12 protein-coding genes are annotated in these 19,858 nt (G+C 72.9%); 2 read left to right on the top strand and 10 right to left on the bottom strand.

The features are described 5' to 3' along the window. The 5 genes from G7072_RS09195 to G7072_RS09175 form a co-directional block, all read right to left on the bottom strand. A complete protein-coding gene (locus G7072_RS09195; protein ID WP_166085652.1) occupies positions 1-1,209 on the bottom strand; it encodes an acyl-CoA dehydrogenase family protein in 1,209 nt (402 codons plus the stop codon). Beyond that, complete coding sequence (gene phaZ / locus G7072_RS09190; RefSeq protein WP_206063333.1) at positions 1,206-2,093, bottom strand: poly(3-hydroxyalkanoate) depolymerase; 888 nt, start codon at positions 2,091-2,093, stop codon at positions 1,206-1,208. Before phaZ ends, G7072_RS09195 begins: the two co-directional genes overlap by 4 nt. Positions 2,094-2,103: 10 nt before the next feature. Further along, positions 2,104-3,849, bottom strand: a complete 1,746-nt coding sequence (locus G7072_RS09185) for an alpha/beta fold hydrolase (RefSeq protein WP_206063332.1) — start codon at positions 3,847-3,849, stop codon at positions 2,104-2,106. Then, a complete protein-coding gene (locus G7072_RS09180) occupies positions 3,846-5,405 on the bottom strand; it encodes a long-chain fatty acid--CoA ligase (protein ID WP_166085650.1) in 1,560 nt (519 codons plus the stop codon). The genes G7072_RS09185 and G7072_RS09180 overlap by 4 nt, the downstream gene beginning before the upstream one ends. Positions 5,406-5,497: 92 nt before the next feature. Next, on the bottom strand, positions 5,498-7,072 hold the full coding sequence (locus tag G7072_RS09175; RefSeq protein ID WP_166085648.1) for an AMP-binding protein: 1,575 nt from the start codon (positions 7,070-7,072) through the stop codon (positions 5,498-5,500). Between the two features lie 104 nt (positions 7,073-7,176). Here G7072_RS09175 and G7072_RS09170 point away from each other — a divergent pair, with 104 nt between their 5' ends. Further along, positions 7,177-9,093 carry a CocE/NonD family hydrolase gene (locus tag G7072_RS09170; RefSeq protein ID WP_166085646.1) on the top strand — a complete coding sequence of 639 codons (1,917 nt, stop codon included), beginning with the start codon at positions 7,177-7,179 and terminating at the stop codon, positions 9,091-9,093. On the opposite strand, the gene G7072_RS09165 is transcribed toward G7072_RS09170, so the two are convergent. The 5 genes from G7072_RS09165 to G7072_RS09145 all read right to left on the bottom strand — a co-directional run bounded on the left by G7072_RS09165 (position 9,090) and on the right by G7072_RS09145 (position 16,340). Next, positions 9,090-10,226, bottom strand: a complete 1,137-nt coding sequence (locus G7072_RS09165; RefSeq protein ID WP_166085644.1) for a hypothetical protein — start codon at positions 10,224-10,226, stop codon at positions 9,090-9,092. The two genes, G7072_RS09170 and G7072_RS09165, sit on opposite strands and share 4 nt — an antisense overlap. Before the next feature lie 11 nt (positions 10,227-10,237). Then, positions 10,238-11,701: an MFS transporter gene (locus tag G7072_RS09160; protein ID WP_206063331.1), complete on the bottom strand. Its 1,464-nt coding sequence runs from the start codon at positions 11,699-11,701 to the stop codon at positions 10,238-10,240. Positions 11,702-11,758: 57 nt separating this feature from the next. Then, complete coding sequence (locus G7072_RS09155) at positions 11,759-13,168, bottom strand: sulfatase-like hydrolase/transferase (protein ID WP_166085642.1); 1,410 nt, start codon at positions 13,166-13,168, stop codon at positions 11,759-11,761. Between the two features lie 121 nt (positions 13,169-13,289). Continuing rightward, positions 13,290-14,729, bottom strand: a complete 1,440-nt coding sequence (locus G7072_RS09150) for a sulfatase-like hydrolase/transferase (RefSeq protein ID WP_166085640.1) — start codon at positions 14,727-14,729, stop codon at positions 13,290-13,292. Positions 14,730-14,834: 105 nt separating this feature from the next. Then, positions 14,835-16,340: a hypothetical protein gene (locus G7072_RS09145; protein WP_166085638.1), complete on the bottom strand. Its 1,506-nt coding sequence runs from the start codon at positions 16,338-16,340 to the stop codon at positions 14,835-14,837. Between the two features lie 131 nt (positions 16,341-16,471). On the opposite strand from G7072_RS09145, the gene G7072_RS09140 reads away from it, so the two are divergent. Beyond that, positions 16,472-19,858: a pyruvate carboxylase gene (locus G7072_RS09140; RefSeq protein WP_166085636.1), complete on the top strand. Its 3,387-nt coding sequence runs from the start codon at positions 16,472-16,474 to the stop codon at positions 19,856-19,858.

The following is a 19,858-nucleotide window of genomic DNA, read 5'->3' as shown; positions in this document are numbered from 1 at the left end:
TCAGACGAACGCGCTCTCGCCGGTGATGGCCCGGCCCACGATGAGGGTGTTCATCTCGCGGGTGCCCTCGTAGGAGTACAGCGCCTCGGCGTCGGCCACGAAGCGCCCGACGTGGTGCTCGAGCAGGATGCCGTTGCCGCCGAGCACCTCACGCGCCCAGCCGACCGTCTCGCGCATCCGCACGGTGCTGTGCGCCTTGCACAGCGAGGCGTGCTCGTCGCGCAGCAGCCCGGCCTCCTGCAGCTGCGACGCGCGCACGTTCATCGCGGTCGCCGCGGTGACGTTGGAGAGCATCTTGACCAGCAGGTCCTGCACCATCTGGAACGACGCGATCGGCCGGCCGAACTGCTCGCGCGCCTTGGTGTAGCGCAGGGCGTGCTCGAAGGCGCCGCGGGCGGTGCCGGTGGCGGCCCACGCCACGCTCATGCGGGTCACCCGCAGCACGTCGGCGGTGGCGCGGAAGCTGTCGGCCTTCTGGAGCCGGTTCGTCTCGGGGACCCGGACGTCGCTCAGGTGGATCTCGGCGTTCTGGACCACGCGGAGGGCGATCTTGTCCTCCTGCTTGTGGAACTCCATGCCGTCGGTGCCCTTCTCGACGACGAAGCCCTTGACCTGGCCGTCGTCGGTGTCGCGGGCCCAGATGATCACCAGGTCGGCGAAGGCAGCGTTGCCGATCCACTTCTTGGCACCGTTGAGGATCCAGTCGTCGCCGTCGCGGGTCGCGCTCGTCGCCAGGCCGGCGGAGATCGCCGAGCCGACGTCGGGCTCGGTCAGGCCGAAGGCGCCGATCAGCTCCATGCGGGCCATCGCCGGCAGCCAGCGCTCGCGCTGCTCGTCGGAGCCGCACAGCTGGATCGACCCCATGGCGAGGCCGCCGTGGACCCCGAGGAACGTGCCCATCGAGGGATCGGTGCGCGACATCTCCATGTTGACCAGGCCGTCGACGAGGGCGCCGCGGGCCGGGCAGCCCGGTCCGTCGTACGCGAGGCCGGCGATGCCGAGCTTCGCCAGTCCCGGCACCAGCTCGTGCGGGAACGCCGCCCGGGTCCAGTAGTCGTTGATCACCGGCTCGACCTCGCGGGTCATGAAGGCGCGCACCCGGCTCAGCAGCTCGCGGTCGGCGTCCTCGAGCAGCAGCTCGAAGCCGAGGAAGTCCGAGGCGGGGGAGTCGTCGAGCGTGAGCTCGTCGAGCCCGGTCTGGTCGGTCATGGGGTGCGCTCCTCGTCCAGGAAGGCGTCGACGACGGGGGCGATGTCGTCGGCCTCGGTCACGATCCCGAGGTGGCCACCGTCGTACAGGTGGAGGCGGGCGCGGGGGATCAGCCGCGCCTGCAGCTTCGGGTTCGCGACCGGGATGATCGGGTCGTCGGTGCCGCCGAGCACCAGCGTCGGCTGGCGCAGCAGGCCCAGGAACGGCAGGCTCGTCCAGCCCGCCATCGCCAGCAGCTGGTAGTAGTAGCCGCGCTTCGGCCCGGACCGGGTCGCGGCGTGCAGCAGCCGGGCGCCCCGCTCCGGGTGGGTGCGCATCGAGCCGCCGTAGATGTCGGCCGCGATGGAGGCGGCGTACGCCGGGTCGCGGTGACGGCGCGGCGTCATCATCTTGCCGAGGACGCCGGGCCTGGCCGGCACCATGAGGCAGCCGGTGCCGGTGGCGGCGAGCACGACGCGGCGCACGCGGCGGGGCGCCTGGACCGCGAGCTGCTGCGCGAGACCACCGCCCCACGACAGCCCGAGCACGTCGAAGCGGGGATGGCCGAGCGTGGTCATCACCGCGGTGAGCCAGGAGGCCAGCCCCGCGATCGCGTAGGGGTACGGCGGCAGCGGGCTGCCCCCGACGCCGGGGACGTCGAACCGTACGACGCCGCGGTGGGGGTGCAGCGCGTCGACGAAGGGCTGCAGCGCCTCGAAGCTGACGCCGATGCCGTTGCAGAGCAGCAGGGGCGGGTCGCCGATGTGCTCGCCGCAGGCCCGACGCTCCGAGACGCGCACCGACACGCCCCGCACCGAGATGGTGCGGACTCTATCCGGGGCGCAGGCGGGCACGTCGGTCGGGGTGCCGGTCGTGGTGGAGGCGGTCGGCTGGGCCGGGCTCACGCGAGCCGGCTCAGCGGTCGTGGACGTAGGTGCCGGGGGCGTCGCACAGCGGCTCGTACTCCGCCGACCCCAGCCGACGGGGCTTGTTGCGCTCCGCCCCGCTGCGCTCGGCCAACCACTCCACGTAGTCCTCCCACCAGCTGCCCTTCACCTTGGAGGCCTTCTCGAGCCACGCCGCCGCCTCGGGCGGGTTGGTGCTCGCGGTCTGGAAGCTGGCCTTCTCGTTGCCCGGAGGGTTGACCATAGCGGCGATGTGGCCGCTGGTGGAGAGCACGAACTTCGACGTGCCGCCCAGCAGCTGGGTCGTCTGGTAGCACGACTCCCACTTGCAGAGGTGGTCGGCGATGCCGGCCACCACGTAGGAGTCGACGTCGACCTTCGAGAGGTCGACCTTGGTGCCCAGCATCTCCGCGGCGCCGGGCTCGGTCAGCGCGTTGCGGATCGCGAGGTCCATGAAGTCGCGGTGCATGGCGGCGCTCATCCGCACGGGGTCGGCGTTCCAGTAGAGGATGTCGAAGGCCTTGGGGGCGTGGCCCATCAGGTAGTTGTTGACCCAGTAGTTCCAGATCAGGTCGTTGGGTCGCAGCCACGCGAAGATCTCCGCGAGCGCGCGCCCGTCGAGGTAGCCCTTCTCCCGCGACGCGCGGGTCGACGCCGCGGCCGCCTTGCGCGACAGCAGGGCGCTCGGGAGACCGGCCTGGTCCTGGTCGAGGACCGTCACGGCGAGGCTGAAGGCCGCGACGCGGTCCAGCTGGCCCGTGTCAGCGAGGTGCGCCAGCACCATCGAGGCGATCATCCCGCCCGAGCAGATCGCGAGCATCGCGACCTTCTCCTGCCGGGTGATGTCCTGGGCCGCCTGCATCGCCTCGAGGATGGCCTGGCCGTAGGTGTCCAGGCCCCAGTCGGCGTGCCGGGCGTCGGGGTTGCGCCAGGAGATGCAGAAGACCTGCTGGCCGTTCTGCACCAGGTGCTCGACCAGGCTGCGCTGCTCGGCCAGGTCGATCACGTAGTACTTGTTGATGGTCGGCGGCACGATCAGCAGCGGCACCTGGCGGACCTTGCCGGTCTGCGGGGTGTACTGGATCAGCTCGAAGACGTCGGTGCGGAAGACGACCGCGCCGGGCGTGACAGCGATGTCCACCCCGACCTCGAACGCGTCCGGCTCCACCATCGACGGCACCCGCGGGGCCGTGGCGAAGTCGCGCACGAGCCGCCGGCCGCCCTCGGCGAGGTTGCCGCCGCCGGTGTCGAGCGTGCGCTTGAGCACCTTGGGGTTGAGGAACGGGTTGTTGCTGGGGGAGGTGGCCTCGACGAGGTTGTCGACGATGAAGCCCATCCGCTGCTCGTCACCCCAGCCGAGCTCGGCGTCGTCGACGAGACCGCGCACGGCCTGGCCCCACGCGAGGTAGCCCTGCAGGGTGCGCTTGAAGAGCGGGTTGCGCGCCCACGCCTCCTCGGAGAAACGGCGGTCCTTGGCGTGCGGCTCCAGCTCGGAGCGCCCGAGGCCGACCTTGGCCAGCTCGACCCCGAGCCCGGCCGCGCGTCCGGCGACCTTGTGCGGCCGGCGGGCCAGCCCGGCGGCGAACTTCACGCCCGAGACCCCGGGCAGGAAGCGCCGCAGCGTGCTCCGGCCGGCGTCGGCGAGCAGCAGGTCCAGCGGCATCGACAGCTCGCTGCTGTCCTCGCCCGGCGGCTGCTCGGCCTCGGTCAGGCGGGCCTGGGCCGCGGACTCCTTCTCGGTGGGGGCGGCGGTCACGCGGAGGCCTCGCTCTTCTCGTCGGCGTTGTTGTCGGTGCTGTCGTTGCTGTCGGCGCTCTCGTCGCCGGGGGCGCTGACCTCGCGCCGCAGGATCTTGCCGGTGGGGCCCTTGGGCAGCTCGTCGACGAGCCAGACCTGGCGCGGGTACTTGTACGCCGCCAGGCGCTCCTTGGCGAACTCCTTCAGCTCGTCCTCGTCGGCCTGCTGGCCGTCCTTGAGCGCGACGGCGGCACCGACCTCCTCGCCGAGCTCGTCGTGGGGGAGCCCGATGACGGCGACCTCGGCGACCGCGTCGTGCTCGTAGAGCGCCTCCTCCACCTCGCGGGGGTAGACGTTGTAGCCGCCGCGGATGATGAGGTCCTTCTTGCGGTCCACGATGGTGAAGTAGCCCTCGTCGTCGACGGTGGCCATGTCGCCGCTGCGGAACCAGCCGTCGACGATGGACTCCGCGGTGGCCTCCTCGCGCTCCCAGTAGCCCTTCATGACGTTCTCGCCCTTGATGGCGATCTCGCCGACGGCGCCGTCCTCGGTGACGTCCTCGCCGTCGTCGTCGAGCAGCTTCATCTCGACGCCCCGCACCGCGGTGCCGATGGTGCCGGGCTTGCGCTCGAGGTCGGGGCGGTTGAAGGAGGCGACCGGGGAGGTCTCGGACAGGCCGTAGCCCTCGAGCACGATGCAGTCGAAGGTCTTCTCGAAGTTCTTCATCACCTCGACCGGCATCGCCGAGCCGCCGGAGATGCAGGTCCGCAGCGACGACATGTCGGCGTCCTCGGCCCCGTCGGCGTGCAGGATGCCGGCGTACATCGTGGGGACGCCCTCGAAAACGGTGACCTGGTCGCGGGCGACGACCTCGAGGGCCTTGCCCGCGTCGAAGCGGGGGATGAGCGTCAGGCAGGCGCCCTTGGCGACCGCGGCGTTGAGCCCGCAGGTCAGCCCGAAGCAGTGGAACAGCGGGAGGCAGCCCATGACAACGTCCTCGTGCGTCAGCTCCACGAGGGTCTCCGCGCTGGTGAGGGCGTTCGAGATCATGTTGTCGTGGGTCAGCTCGGCGCCCTTGGGCTGCCCGGTGGTGCCGGAGGTGTAAAGCAGGACCATGGTGTCGTCGCCGTCGCGCTCGACGATCTCGTCGTCCGGCTCGTGCTCACCGAGGAGGCCCAGGAAGCCCTCGGCCTCGACGGAGATGCACTCGATCCCGACCGCCTCGGCACCCTTGGTGGCCTCGTCGGCCATGTCCTGCCAGGCCAGGACCAGCGAGGCGCCTGAGTCCTCGAGGTAGTACTGCACCTCGCGGCCCTTGAGCAGCGGGTTCATCGGGACGACGACGGCCCCGGCGGCGACCGCGCCGTAGAAGATCACCGGGAAGTGCGGCACGTTCGGCAGCACCAGGCCGATGCGGTCGCCCGGCCCGATGCCCTTGGCCTTGAGCAGGGCGGTGACCCGACGCGCGCCGTCGAGCAGCTCGTCGTAGCTGAGCACGGTGTCGTCGAGCTTCACCGCGGGGCGGTCACCGTGCTCCTCGGCGGTCGTGGTGAGCAGGGTCGCGAGATTCGGCACGGGGCCTCCCGGATGGCGTGAGCGTGGTCACAGACTCCCTACCCGCTGGGGGCGCGCCGAACCGTCGGCGTCCCCCGGCCGGGGGATGGCTCCTAGTTGACCTGGCGCTGCTGGTCGCGCCAGAACGGCTCGCGGAGCTTGAACTTCTGCAGCTTGCCGGTCGCGGTGCGCGGCAGCTCGTCGACGAAGTCCACCCGCTTGGGGCACTTGTAGCCGGCCAGGCTCTGACGGCAGAACGCGATGACGTCCTCGGCGGTGACGCGGCCGCTGCCGTCGCTGCCATCACCGCTGCCATCACCGTTGCCGGCGTCGGGGTCGGTGACCACCAGCGCCGTCACCAGCTCGCCCCACTTCTCGTCCGGGATGCCGATCACCGCCACCTCGCGGACGGCGGGGTGCGACATCAGGGCGTCCTCGACCTCGATCGAGGAGACGTTCTCCCCGCCGGAGATGATCACGTCCTTCTTGCGGTCCGAGATCACCAGGTAGCCGTCCTCGTCGAGGTAGCCGCCGTCGCCGGTGTGGAACGTGTTCCCGGCCTGCACGCGCTCGGTCTCCTCCGGCTGCTCCCAGTAGCCGTCGAGGTTGTGGTTCGAGGAGGTGAGCACCTCGCCGTGCGGGTCGATCTCGACACGTACGCCGAGCGCGGGTGCGCCGGCGCGTCCCAGCCGTGCCGCGAGGTCGTGGGTGGACAGCTCGTCCCACTCGGCCCGCTTGCGGTTGACCGTCACCAGCGGCGAGGTCTCGGTCAGACCGTAGATCTGGTTGAACTCCCAGCCGAGCTCCTCCATCACGCGCTCGATGGTGCGCGTCGGGGGAGGGGCACCGGCGACCACGATCCGCACCCGGTCGCGGCCGGGGACCTCGCCGTCCCAGGAGCCGGCGGCCTCGAGGGCCGCGCTGATGACCGCCGGGGCGGCGCACATCAGCGTGACGCCGTGGTGCTCGACACGGCGCAGGATCTCGGCGCCGTCGACCTTGCGCAGCACCACGTGGGGGACACCCATCGACGACGTCACGTAGGGCATGCCCCAGCCGTTGCAGTGGAACATCGGCAGCGTGTGCAGGTAGACGTCGCGGTCGTTGACCCCGGTGTGGAGCCCGAAGACGGTCGCGTTGAGCCACAGGTTGCGGTGGGTCAGCTGCACGCCCTTGGGTCGCGCGGTGGTCCCGGAGGTGTAGTTGATCGTGGCGGTCGCGCCCTCGTCGGGCTCGTCCCACGGTCGCGGCTCGACGTCGCGCAGGTAGAGGGCGTCGTCGTCGCCGAGGAGGAACCTGTGGGGCACGTCGAGGGCCTCGAGCACGTCGGTCCGCTCGGGGTCGACGTACACGACCTCGGCGCCGGAGTGGGCGACGATGTACTGGATCTCCTTCACGCTCAGGCGGAAGTTCACCGGCACGAGCACGCGCCCCGAGCCGCTGACGCCGAAGAACGAGGTCAGCAACCGGGCGCTGTTGTGCGACACCACCGCCACGCGACCGCCCACCGGCACCCCGAGGGCGTCCAGCCGCGCGGCCTGGGCCCGGGCGAGAGCGGCCACCTCGCGGTAGGTCAGGGTGCCCAGGCTCGCAGCCGGCTGGTCCGGCTCGTCGACCACCGCGACCCGGTCGGGGTAGACCGTCTCCGCCCGGTCGATGAAGTCGCGCACGGTGAGGGGGTAGAACATCGACGGCTCCTTCGCGGCGGCCCGGGGGCCGGAGGGGACGGGTGCGGGGTCATTCCATCCCGAGAACCCGCGCCGCGCCAGCCCTGCGGGCGTACGGTGCGAGGATGACCGCACGCGTTGTCACGCGCACTCGTCCGCTCGTCCTCCTCCTGGTGCTCGCCCTGGTCGCGCTGGTGCCGGTCGTCCCGGCGACCGCGGGCGCCGCGACGCCGTCGGCCGCCCCCTCGGTGACGGCGGCGACGACCTCGCGGGCGCCCGCCCGAGCCCCGGCTGCACGCGCCGGCGACGGGTGGCGCACCGAGGAGCGGATGGTGCCGGTGCAGACCGGACCGGACCGCGACGTCCCCCTCGAGCTCGACACCCGCCTCTACGTCCCCGACAGCGCCACCGCCCGCAGCCCCAAGCCGGCGATTCTCATGACCCACGGCTTCGGGCTGACCAAGGACGCCACGGAGGTCGTCGACACCGCCGAGCTCTTCGCCTCCCACGGGTACGTCGTGCTGACCTGGACCTCCTCGGGCTTCGGCGACAGCGGCGGCTGCATCACGCTGCAGTCGGCCGACTGGGACGTCCCGAGCGCGCGCCAGCTCATCGACGAGGTGCTGGAGCCGCGGGCGTTCGTGAAGCGCGACCGCCGCGGTGTGGTGGTGGGGACCATCGGCGGGTCCTACGGCGGCGGCATCCAGCTGCCCCTGGCGGCCGCCGACGACCGGATCCGCACGGCCGTCCCGGGCCGGACCTGGAGCTCGTTGGCCTACTCGCTGGACCCGAACAACCGGATCGTCCCGGGCGACCGCAGCGGCTTCGCGCAGACCCGCAACACCCAGGGCGTGTTCAAGCAGCAGTGGACCTCGCTCTTCTACGCCTCGGGCAACACCCAGCCGGCCCAGGGCAACGGCGGATGCCCGGAGGCCAAGGCCGTCGAGGCGGACCCCGAGGAGCTCGCCGGCGCGTCGTCGTGCCCTGGCTACTACCTCGAGCTGTGCCGCACCTACGCGCTGCTCAGCTCCACCGGCGACTCCGACCCGGCCGCGCGCCGGCTGCTGGCACGGGCCGCCGCGACCAGCTTCCTCGACGACGTCGACGTGCCCGTGCTGCTCGTGCAGGGGCAGAGCGACACGCTGTTCAACCTCAACGACGCGGTGGCGACGTACACCGGGCTGAAGCGCCGTGGCGTGCCCGTCGGCATGATCTGGAACTCGGGTGGGCACGGCGGCTACAGCTCGCAGCCCGGCGAGTGCGAGGTCTACGACGGCGTCGACCGCACCGTCGCCGAGCTCGACCGCTGCTACCTGACCCGGCGCGCGGTGCAGTGGATGGACCACTGGCTCAAGGGCCGCGACGGCGGACGCGGTCCGGGGTTCGCCTGGTACCGCGACTGGACGAGGTACGGCGGGTCCGGCCCGGCCGACGAGCAGTACGGCACGGCGTCAGGCTTCCCGCTGCCGCAGCGCACGCGGTTCACCCTGTCCGGCACCTCGCAGCTCACGCCGGCCCGGGTCGCGCGGCGCGGGACCGTGTCGATCGTCAACCCCGCCGACGGCCGCCCCGCGGCCTACTCGGAGACCTCGAACTTCTCCGGTCCTGACTCCGAGCCCAGCTCGGCGGACGTCCCGCCGCAGGAGGTCGAGGGCCAGCACGTCTCCTTCACCTCCCGGGCCCTGCGGCGCCCGCTCCGCTCGGTGGGCGTGCCCGCGGCGCGGCTGCGGGTCAGCCACACCAACGGCCAGGACCTGGTGCTGTTCGCCAAGGTGTACGACGTCGCCCCGGACGGCGGGACCGAGCTGATCCACCGCCTCATCGCCCCTGTGCGGGTGCCCGCGGGATCCGTCGACGCCGCGGAGCCCAGCCCGGTGCGGCTGAAGCTGGCCGGCTTCGCGCACCGCTTCGGCGCCGGCCACCGGGTGCGGCTGGTGGTGTGCACCACCGACCAGACGTCGTACAACAGCCAGGTCGCGGACGTCGTCACGCTCACCACCGGGCGCGGGTCCACCTTCACCCTGCCGGGTCGCGCGGGCTAGCCGTCCCCGCGCAGCAGGTCGCGCACCAGCCGGGTCCGGCGCCGCAGGCTGTCGACGTGACCGGACCCAGCGAGGTCGAGGCTGCGCTGCACCTCCGCGGCGCGCTCGAGGAGCACGGCGTCGGGGACGGCGTCGGGGTCAGCGGGGTCGGCGGGGTCGGCGGGGTCAGGCACGGTGTCCGCCGGCGGGGCCGGCGCCGGGAGCAGGTCCGCGAGGCTCCCGTGGACCGTGACCGGGTGCTCGGTCAGCCACGCGTGCCACCGGTCGGCCTCGCCCGCGGCCCAGCGGCGGCGTCCGGGGGGCAGGCCGAGCCGCGGGGAGCGGCGCTCCTCGAGACCCCCGGGTCCGAGCAGCGTGTCGATCCGCTGCGCGCGGAGGTCGTCGGCGCGCTCACGTCCGCTGGTCTCGTTGAGCCGCCGCAGGACCGCGGCCTCGACCACGCCGAGCGAGGGGTTCGAGGCCTCGGGACGGCGCGGACCGGCGCTCGGGTCGCACGCGAGGGCCTCGCAGAAGCGGCGCCACAGCTCGTCCTGGCCCCCGCTGACGGGCGGCACGGTGACCAGGTGCACCCGCTCGGGCGGCAGGTCGGCCGACCACGTCCCGAGCACGGCGGGCAGGTCGAGTGCGTGGTACCACCAGCCACGACGGGACTCCGCCAGGTCGAGGAACCGGGCGAAGGACCAGCGGCGGCCCTGCTTGAGCGACTCCTGCCACGCCGAGGCGAGCGCACCCGAAGGCTCGCGGGCCGTCAGCACGACGTGCACCTCCCGGGTGCCGGTGCCTCGGGTGCCGCGGGCGCCGGCGAGGTCGGCCAGCGCGCGCCGTACGACGGTGGCGGGTGCCGGGGCGAGGATCTCGTGGGACACCACGACCGCGGCGGCGCGCGGGTCGACGGCGTCGAGCAGGCGGGGCCAGGCACCGACGGCGTGGCCCGGGGGGCCGCCCCAGTCCTGGTCGAGCAGGTCGAGCGCGGCCTGGAAGTGGGCGCGCGAGCGGGGGAGCGTGCGGCGCGGGGTCGGCACCTGCACCCCGCGGCGCGCGAGGGAGCGGGCGTTCGCGGCGAGCCGTGCCTGGAGGTACGTCGTGCCCGACTTCGGCGCCCCCACGTGGAGGTACACCCGTTGAGCAGCCATGGCCCGGGAGTCTAGGGGCCGGGCGTCGGTGCGCCGGACGAGGCGGGCCGGCGTGAGCCGCGCACCGCGACGACCAGGGCCGCGGCGAGGATGAGGAGGGCGAGGGCCAGCGCGACCTGCAGCGCCCGGACGGGGCTGCCGGTGCCGTCGATCGACAGCTCGTAGGAGGTCACCAGCAGCGCCGCCCCCAAGGAGGCGCCCAGCCGCTGGCCCGTCTGCACCGCGCCTCCGGCGGCGCCGCCCATGCGGGGCGGCACGTCCGCGAGCGTCAGGGTGAAGTTGGGCGACACCACGGCGCCGCCACCGAGCCCGGCGAGCAGCAGCGGCAGGGCGACGACCAGCCACAGCGAGACGCCGTCCTCCGAGCGTGGCACGAGCGCGGCCAACACGACGAGACCGGACATCATCAGCAGCAGCGCGACGACGGTCAGCGGCCGGCGCACCCGGGACACCAGGCGCCCGGCGACCGGGCTGGCCACGGCCGAGCCGACGGCGAACGGCGTGAGCAGCAGCCCGGCGTCGAGCGGCGACAGGCCGAGGCCGTCCTGCAGGAAGACACTGAGGACGAGGAAGACCCCGGTGAAGCCGGTGAAGTAGAGCGAGCCGATGACGATGCCGCGGGCGTAGCCGGGCACCTCGCGCAGCAGAGCGAGGTCGAGCAGCGGCGCGCCGCCACGGGCGACCGTGCGGCGCTCCCAGCGCAGGAACCCGACGACGAGCGCGACGCTGACCGGGAGCAGCAGCAGAGGCAGCCGTGCCCCGCTCTCGAGGCTGATGACCGGGAAGAGCAGGCACAGCACGCTGCCGCCGAGCAGCAGGGCGCCCACCACGTCCAGGCGCGGGTCGGCCCGGTCCGGCCGGGCGGCCGGCACCATCAGGGCGATCGCGACGAGACCCACGAGACCGATGGGCAGGTTCACCAGGAAGATCCAGCGCCAGGCGTCCTCGCCCCCGACGGCGGCGATGATCACCCCGCCCAGCACCGGTCCGATCGCGGAGGAGACCGACACCGTCAGCCCGAAGAGCCCGAAGGCGACCCCGCGCTCGGGTCCGCGGAAGAGGGTCTGGATCAGTCCCGAGGACTGCGGTGTCAGCAGCCCGGCGGAGAAGCCCTGGAGCAGCCGGGCGGCGATCAGCACCTCGATGCTCGGGGCGAGGCCGGCGGCGGCGCTGCTGAGGATGAAGCCGCTCAGGCCCAGCAGCATGAGGCGGCGGCGGCCCCAGGCGTCGCCGAGGCGTCCGCCGGTGACCAGCACGAGGCCGAAGGCGAGCGCGTAGCCCGAGACCACCCACTGCACGGTGCCCGCGCTGGTGCCCAGCCCGGTGCGGATCGAGGGCAGGGCGATGTTGACGATGGTGACGTCGAGCAGCGCCATGAACCCGACGAGCAGGGTGACGGCGAGGACCCGCCAGCGACGCGGGTCCGGCTCCTGGTCGTCCTGCTCAGGGGCCCGTTCCCCGGTCGGCGTCGTCACCCGGCCACGGTAGCCAGGCGCCCACAGCCGGTGCTCGGGCCCGTCGGGGTCGGGTGCTCAGTCCTCGTCGAGGCCCGGGGTCAGCCGTGCGAGGTCCTGCTCGGCCGGCTCCCCGGTGCCGGCCAGGTTGTCCAGCTGGAAGGGGTCGGCCGTGCGGTCGAAGAGCAGCGTCCCGGCGTCGAGCGTCTCGACGTAGGTCCACCGGCTGGTCCGCGTGCCGCGCCAGATCCAGGGGCTCTCGGCGCTCCCGGCCTGGATGAGCGTGCCGATGTCGTCGCCCCACCCCCCGCCGGCGGAGAACAGGTCCGTGCGGCCGTCGACGGCACGCTTCACCGGGACGCGCGCCAGGGCGGCGAGCGAGGGGGCGACGTCGACCATCATCGAGCCCTTGGCGCTGCTGCCCGAGGCCACGCCGGGCCCGGCGGCCAGGAAGGGCACGCGCAGCGACTCCTCGTAGTAGGAGTTCTTGCCCATCTGGCCGTGCTCGCCGAGCAGGAAGCCGTTGTCGGAGGTGAAGACGATAATCGTGCGCTCGAGCTCGCCGCGGCGGGCCAGGGCGTCGACGATGCGCCCGACGCCCTCGTCGACCGACAGCAACGACTCCAACCGGGCCTGGTTGAACTCCCGGAGGCTCGGCTCCGTCGCACGCGCACGCTGGCCGGCGGTCGGGGCGCTGCTCGCGTCCTCGTAGGCGGCCCGGGCCTGCGCACGGTCCGTCGGCTCCTCGTAGGACGGCTTCGCCTCCGAGGTCGGTACGACGCCCGCGAGGTCGCCCCGGTGCCGCTCGGCCGGGACCGGGGGCCCGAAGCCGCCGGGGTAGACGGTCATGTGGTGGGGCGCGACGTACGAGCTCCAGATCAGGAAGGGCTGGGAGTCACGTCCCTCAGCCGCCTTGATCCGGGCCTCGGTCCGGCTGGTGACGAAGTCGTTGGTGTGCAGCCCCTCCGGAGCGGGCTTCACGGCCGAGCCCGACAAGTAGGAGTAGAGGTAGGGGCTGTAGGCGTTCTTCACCAGGGGCATGAACTGCGACCACCCGGCCGGGCGCGCGCTCGTCCTCGGCTTCCAGCCGTTCATGAACTTGCCGACCAGGGCCGTGGAGTAGCCCGCGTCCTGGAACCAGCGGGCGAAGGTGGTGTTCTTGGCCCGCAGTGCCTTGTAGCCGGCCCACGGCGTGGCGGCGTCGTTGTGGTGGACGCCGTTGTGCTGGGCGAGCTGTCCGGTGAGCAGCTGGGCCCGGGCGGGGCAGCAGACGGGGTGGTTGCTGAGGAACTCGGTCAGCTCCAGCTGCCCGAGCAGCTCGCGCGTGCGGGGCATGACGGCGAGGTCGTCGAGGCGCATGTCGTCGACCGTGATCAGCACGACGTTCGGCCGCGGCGGCGCGGCGGTGGCGGTCGGCGCCGGAGGAGCCGCCGCCAACGCGCAGACCACGACGAGGGCGAGGACGAGCAGGACGGCACGACGTTTCACGGACTTCCCCCGAAGCACTGCGGTGCCCAGCCGGGTCGGCCGCGCGTTGCAGCGAAACTAGCACCGCTCCGTGGTCAGTTCGAGGTCGAACGGCCCGTCAGGCGACCCCCTCTTGTGGGGGTCAGTCCTGGTTGAGCCCCGGCGTCCGGTCGGCGAGGCGCTGCTCGGCGGGCAGGCCCCGCCCGGCCAGGTTCTTCAGCTGGAAGGGGTCCTCGGCACGGTCGTAGAGCAGGGGACCGAGGGACCGGGTGCGGACGTAGGTCCACTGGCTGGTGCGGGTCCCGCGCCACATCCACGGCCGCTTGAGGCTGCCGGCCTGGATGAGCGTGCCGGTCTGGTCGGTCCAGCCGCCGGTGGTGTCGAACAGGTCGGAGCGACCGTCGACCGCGCGGGTCACCCTCACGCCGGCCAGCGCCGCGAGCGACGGCGCGATGTCGACGATCATCGACCCCTTGGCACTGTCGCCGGTGCCCACGCCCGGACCGCGGGCGAGGAACGGCACCCGCAGCGCCTCCTCGTAGTAGGTGTTCTTGCCCATCTGCCCGTGCTCACCGAGCATGTGGCCGTTGTCGGAGGTGAAGACGACGATCGTGCGGTCGAGCTCGCCACGTCGCCTCAGCGTGTCGATGATTCGCTCGACGCCCTCGTCGACCGACAGCAGCGACTCCAGCCGCGCCTGGTTCAGCTCCCGCACCGTCGGGGCGGCGGCGCGGGCGCGCTCCCGCGAGGTCGGTGCGACCCGCGCGTCCTGGTACATCGCCCGGGCTCGCTCCGCGCCGCCGGGGCCCTCGTAGGAGGGCTTCTGCTCCGACGTCGGGACCACGCCGTCGAGGTCGCCGCGGTGCCGGCCGGCCGGCAGCGGGAGGCGGAAGCCGCCGGCCGCGTTGGACATCGTGTGCGGCGCGACGTACGAGGACCAGATGAGGAACGGCTGGTCGTCGCGGGCCTCCGCCGCGTCCACCCAGGCCTCGGTCTCGCGCGTGACGAAGTCGTTGGTGTGCAGCTTCGCGGGCGCCGGGACCTCGGTCGTGCCCTGGAGGTAGGAGTAGTTGTAGGCGCTGTAGGACTCGCCCACGAGAGGCGTGAACCGGTCCCAGCCGCCCGGGCGGGGCTGGGACGCGGGGGTGTAGCCGTTGAGGAACTTGCCCACCATCGCGGTCGCGTAGCCGCCGTCGCGGAACCACCGCGCGAACGTGTTGTTCTTCGCCTCGAGCGCCTTGTAGCCCGCCCAGGAGACGCCGCCGTTGTTGTGGTGGACGCCGTTGTTCTGGCCGAACTGGCCCGTGAGGAGCTGGGCTCGCGCAGGGCAGCAGAGCGGGTGGTTGCTGATGAAGTCGGTGAGGTCGAGCTGGCCGACGAGCTCCCGGGTGCGCGTCATGACGTAGACGTCGTCGGCGCGCATGTCGTCGACCGTGATCAGCACGACGTTGGGTGCCGGCGCCGAGGGGTTCGCCCGGCCCGACTCCGCGTCGCGCTCGGCCGGCGCCGCCACGGTGGGCGTCGGCGCCAGCACCGCCAGCGCCAGGGCCAGCAGGCCGGTGAGCAGGGCAAGCAGCTTCATGACGTTCCCCCGTCGCCGGCGATCCGAGGGAACGCCCGGGGCCGGCTGCCGGGCGCCTCGAGAACCTAACAGGGCGAGGCGCCGCTCCTGGCGCTGTTCCTCGGATCAGGCGCGGCGGCGACGCACCAGCAGCGATGCGAACAGCGCCCCGCCCACGAGGCCCATCGGGGCGATCTGTCCGAGCGGCAGCGCGGCGGAGTCGTCGCCCGCGGCACCGGCCGGGGCGCGCTCGCCCGGCACGCGCACGTCGTACACGTCGAGGCCGCGGACCAGGTCGATCGCGTAGACGACGTCGGTGCGGCGCTTGGTCTGGCGACCGTTCTCGTAGACCGGGACCCACATGGCGTCCCAGACCTCGGAGGCGCCCCAGACCGAGTGCGCGTAGGGCTTGATGTCGCGGGCGTCGCGCACGTCGAGCAGCTGGGTGCCACCCCCGTAGAAGCCGGCCGCGACGAGGCCGCCGGGGCGGAAGTCGAACCAGTGCGCCGAGCAGAAGGCCCCGACCGGCGAGGGGAAGCTGCCGAGGTCGGCCAGCTCGACCTTGTCGAGCGGCACGATCGCCGACGGGCTGCCGTCGAGACGCTTGACCCACCAGGTCTGGAACGAGCCGGCGGTGGCGCAGTCGGGGTTCTCGTAGTCCTCCTCGGTCACGAGCAGCACGTTGCCGTTCGCGATGGAGGGCGCGGCACCGGCGCGGAAGGCGTCGGCGTTGGGACGGAAGGAGTTGTGCAGGATGAAGTCGTTCCAGCCCGGGTAGGCGGGGTCCTCACCGCGTCCGGCCCGACCGGTGGTCGTCACCAGCTGCGGGTTGCGCGGCTTCGTCGTGCGCCACATCGAGGCGCCGTCGAAGCCGGTGTGCGTGCCGAAGCCGGCCTCGTCGAAGTTCCACTTGTGACCGGACGTGGGGGAGGAGAAGGGCTGGACCCCGGCGCGGTTCGCGTTCGCGTCGACCTCGCGGGGCTTCTGCAGGTCGCGCAGGTCGAAGACGCTGAAGGTGCCCGAGCTGCTGTCGCCGGCGCTGTACGCCGTCCGGCAGTCGCGCTCGTCGACACAGGCCACCGTGTGGGTGGAGGTGGTGCCCGGGGCCGTGCTGATGATGCGCGGCGCGGCCGGGCGGGTGACGTCGACGACGATGAGCTCGTTGCCGCCGGCGTTCGTGTGCTCGGGCTGCGTGGGCGCGGCGTCGACCAGGTCCACCCCGATGAGGGCGAAGCGCTGGACGCCGTTCGCCGTACGACGCTCGCCGCAGTTCATCGCCTCGTTCTCGAAGACGGCGTTGGGCAGGGTGCCGACCAGGCGCGGCTCCTCGGGGTTGCGCACGTTGAAGACCCGCACGCTCTCCACGCCGCTGGTGACGAAGAGCGGGGCGGTCTTCATGAAGCAGCCGGAGATGCCCGCCGTGCCCGGCTGGGACGGCAGCCCCGGCACCTGGGAGACGTGCTCGATCCGGTCGCTCTCGACCGGCGCGGCGCTGGCGCGCTCGCGCAGCGCGGGGCGCTCGTCGAGGTCCGAGCCCCCGTGGGCCGAGGCGGGCACGGCCAGGCCGAGGGCGAGCGGAGCCGCGGCCAGGAGGGCGGCGGCGCTGGCGAGAGCGTTTCGTCGTGTCGTCACGTCCCCTCCAACGAGCGAGCGTGCCAGAGGTCACACAGCGGACCTCCGGCGACGTGACCGGCGCGCTTGGCTAGGCTGACCGCTCCGGATGTCTGCCGCAGCTGCGGCCCTGATCCGTCACGAGGAGCTGCATGTTCTCCAAGGTGCTGGTGGCCAACCGCGGCGAGATCGCGATCCGAGCCTTCCGCGCGGCGTACGAGCTGGGGGCCGAGACCGTGGCGGTCTTCCCCCACGAGGACCGCAACTCCGAGCACCGGCTCAAGGCGGACGAGGCCTACGAGATCGGTGAGCGCGGGCACCCGGTCCGGGCCTACCTCGACCCCGAGGGGATCGTGGCGACGGCAGTGCGCGCCGGCGCTGACGCGGTCTACCCCGGCTACGGCTTCCTCTCGGAGAACCCGCACCTGGCCGAGGCCTGCGCCGCCGCGGGCATCACCTTCATCGGCCCGAGCGCCGACGTGCTGACGCTGACCGGCAACAAGGCGCGTGCGATCGCCGCGGCCAAGGCCGCCGGCGTCCCGACGCTGAGCAGCGTCGAGCCGGGCACCGACGTCGACGCTCTCGTGCAGGCGTCCGCCGACATGCCCTACCCGTTGTTCGTCAAGGCCGTCGCCGGCGGCGGCGGGCGCGGCATGCGACGCGTCGACGAGCCCGCCCAGCTGCGCGAGGCGCTCGAGTCCTGCATGCGCGAGGCCGACGGCGCCTTCGGCGACCCGACCGTGTTCATCGAGCAGGCGGTGGTCAACCCGCGCCACATCGAGGTCCAGATCCTGGCCGACGCCGAGGGCACCGTGCTGCACCTCTTCGAGCGCGACTGCTCGGTGCAGCGCCGCCACCAGAAGGTCGTCGAGATCGCGCCGGCGCCGAACCTGGACGCCGCCACCCGTGAGCGCATGTGTGCCGACGCGGTCCGCTTCGCCACCGAGATCGGCTACGTCAACGCCGGGACGGTGGAGTTCCTGCTCGACGAGGCCGGTGACTACGTCTTCATCGAGATGAACCCGCGCATCCAGGTCGAGCACACGGTGACCGAGGAGGTCACCGACGTCGACCTCGTCCGCGCCCAGATGCGGATCGCGTCCGGGGAGACCCTGGCGGACCTCGGGCTGAGCCAGGACGACGTCCGGCTGCGCGGCGCCGCCCTGCAGTGCCGCATCACCACCGAGGACCCCGCCAACGGGTTCCGCCCGGACACGGGCGTCATCACGACCTACCGCTCGCCCGGCGGCGCCGGCATCCGCCTCGACGGCGGCACGACGTACACCGGGGCGGAGGTGTCGGCGCACTTCGACTCGATGCTGACCAAGCTGACCTGCCGCGGCCGCGACTTCACCACCGCCGTCGAGCGCGCCCGCCGCGCGATCGCGGAGTTCCGCATCCGGGGGGTGGCGACCAACATCCCGTTCCTCGCCGCCGTCCTCGACGACCCGGACTTCCGCCGGGGCGGGGTCACGACCTCGTTCATCACCGACCGGCCCCAGCTGCTCACCGCCCGCTCGAGCGCGGACCGCGGCACCAAGCTGCTGGCCTACCTCGCCGACGTCACCGTCAACCAGCCGCACGGCGCCTCGCCGGTCGACCTCGACGCGGCGGCCAAGCTGCCGCGGCTGGGGCCGGGGGAGCCGCCGGCCGGCAGCCGCCAGCGTCTCCAGGAGCTCGGGCCGGTGGGCTTCGCGCGGCACCTGCGCGAGCAGAACGACGTCGGCGTCACCGACACCACCTTCCGCGACGCCCACCAGTCGCTGCTCGCGACGCGGGTGCGGACCACCGACCTCGAGGCCGTCGCGGGTCACGTGGCCCGGATGACGCCCGAGCTGCTCTCGGTCGAGGCCTGGGGCGGGGCGACGTACGACGTGGCGCTGCGGTTCCTCTCCGAGGACCCGTGGGAGCGGCTGGCGCGGCTGCGCCGGGCCACCCCGAACATCTGCCTGCAGATGCTGCTGCGGGGGCGCAACACGGTCGGCTACACGCCGTACCCCACGGCGGTGACCGAGGCCTTCGTGCACGAGGCCGCCGCCACCGGCATCGACATCTTCCGCATCTTCGACGCGCTCAACGACGTCGAGCAGATGCGTCCGGCGATCGAGGCCGTGCGCGACACCGGCACGGCCGTCGCCGAGGTCGCGCTCTGCTACACCGGCGACCTGTCGGACCCGGGCGAGACGCTCTACACGCTGGACTACTACCTGGACCTGGCCGGGCGCATCGTCGACGCCGGCGCCCACGTCATCGCCATCAAGGACATGGCCGGGCTGCTGCGCCCGCCCGCGGCCCGCCGACTCGTCTCCGCGCTGCGCGACCGCTTCGAGCTGCCGGTCCACCTGCACACCCACGACACCCCCGGTGGCCAGCTCGCCACCCTGCTCGCCGCGATCGAGTCCGGCGTCGACGCGGTCGACGCCGCCTCCGCGCCGATGGCCGGCACCACGAGCCAGCCGTCGCTGTCGGCGCTCGTCGCCGCCACCGACCACTCCGAGCGCGAGACCGGCCTGTCGCTCACCGCCGTCTGCGACCTCGAGCCCTACTGGGAGGCCACCCGCCGGGTCTACGCGCCCTTCGAGTCCGGGCTGCCCTCGCCGACGGGCCGCGTCTACACCCACGAGATCCCAGGCGGACAGCTCTCCAACCTGCGCCAGCAGGCGATCGCGCTCGGGCTGGGGGAGAAGTTCGAGCAGATCGAGGACATGTACGCCGCCGCCAACCGCATCCTCGGCAACATCGTCAAGGTCACGCCGTCGTCGAAGGTGGTCGGCGACCTGGCCCTGCACCTGGTCGGCGTCGGCGCCGACGCCGACGAGTTCGCCGAGGACCCGCGGAAGTTCGACGTCCCCGACTCCGTCATCGGGTTCCTCTCCGGCGAGCTCGGCGACCCGCCCGGCGGGTGGCCCGAGCCGTTCCGGACCAAGGCGCTCGCCGGCCGCGCGACGCGTCAGAGCGTCACCGACCTGACCGACGACCAGCGCCGCGGGCTGGCCGAGGACCGCCGCACGACCCTCAACGCGCTGCTCTTCCCCGGGCCCACGAAGGAGTTCGCCGAGTCGCGCGAGAAGTACGGCGACGTCTCGGCGCTCTCCACCGTCGACTTCCTCTACGGCCTCCGCCCGGGCCAGGAGCACCAGGTCCGCCTCGAGGAGGGCAAGACGCTGCTGCTCGGCCTCGAGGCGGTCAGCGAGCCCGACGAGCGCGGCATCCGCACGGTCATGTGCACCATCAACGGCCAGCTCCGCCCGGTCAACGTCCGGGACCGCTCCGTCGCGGACGACGCGCCCACCGCCGAGAAGGCCGACCCCACGAAGGTGGGCCACGTCGCGGCGCCGTTCGGCGGGGTGGTCACGCCCCAGGTCGAGGAGGGCGCGACCGTCGCCCAGGGGGACACGGTCGCCACCATCGAGGCCATGAAGATGGAGGCGGCGATCACCGCGCCGGTCGCGGGCACGGTCGAGCGCGTGGCGCTGGCCGGCACCCAGCAGGTCGACGGCGGCGACCTCGTCCTGGTGCTCGCCCCCGCGAAGGATTGA

The organism is Nocardioides sp. HDW12B, from assembly GCF_011299595.1.
Lineage (GTDB): Bacteria > Actinomycetota > Actinomycetes > Propionibacteriales > Nocardioidaceae > Marmoricola_A.
Note: the sequence above shows the minus strand (reverse complement) of the source record. Positions and strands in the feature narration are given on the sequence as shown.

Excerpts from the sequence above, each read along its gene's own strand:
- G7072_RS09195 (WP_166085652.1), bottom strand. The coding sequence starts at position 1,209 with ATGACCGACCAGACCGGGCTCGACGAGCTCACGCTCGACGACTCCCCC.
- G7072_RS09175 (WP_166085648.1), bottom strand. The coding sequence starts at position 7,072 with ATGTTCTACCCCCTCACCGTGCGCGACTTCATCGACCGGGCGGAGACG.
- G7072_RS09170 (WP_166085646.1), top strand. The coding sequence starts at position 7,177 with ATGACCGCACGCGTTGTCACGCGCACTCGTCCGCTCGTCCTCCTCCTG.
- G7072_RS09165 (WP_166085644.1), bottom strand. The coding sequence starts at position 10,226 with ATGGCTGCTCAACGGGTGTACCTCCACGTGGGGGCGCCGAAGTCGGGC.
- G7072_RS09150 (WP_166085640.1), bottom strand. The coding sequence starts at position 14,729 with ATGAAGCTGCTTGCCCTGCTCACCGGCCTGCTGGCCCTGGCGCTGGCG.
- G7072_RS09140 (WP_166085636.1), top strand. The coding sequence starts at position 16,472 with ATGTTCTCCAAGGTGCTGGTGGCCAACCGCGGCGAGATCGCGATCCGA.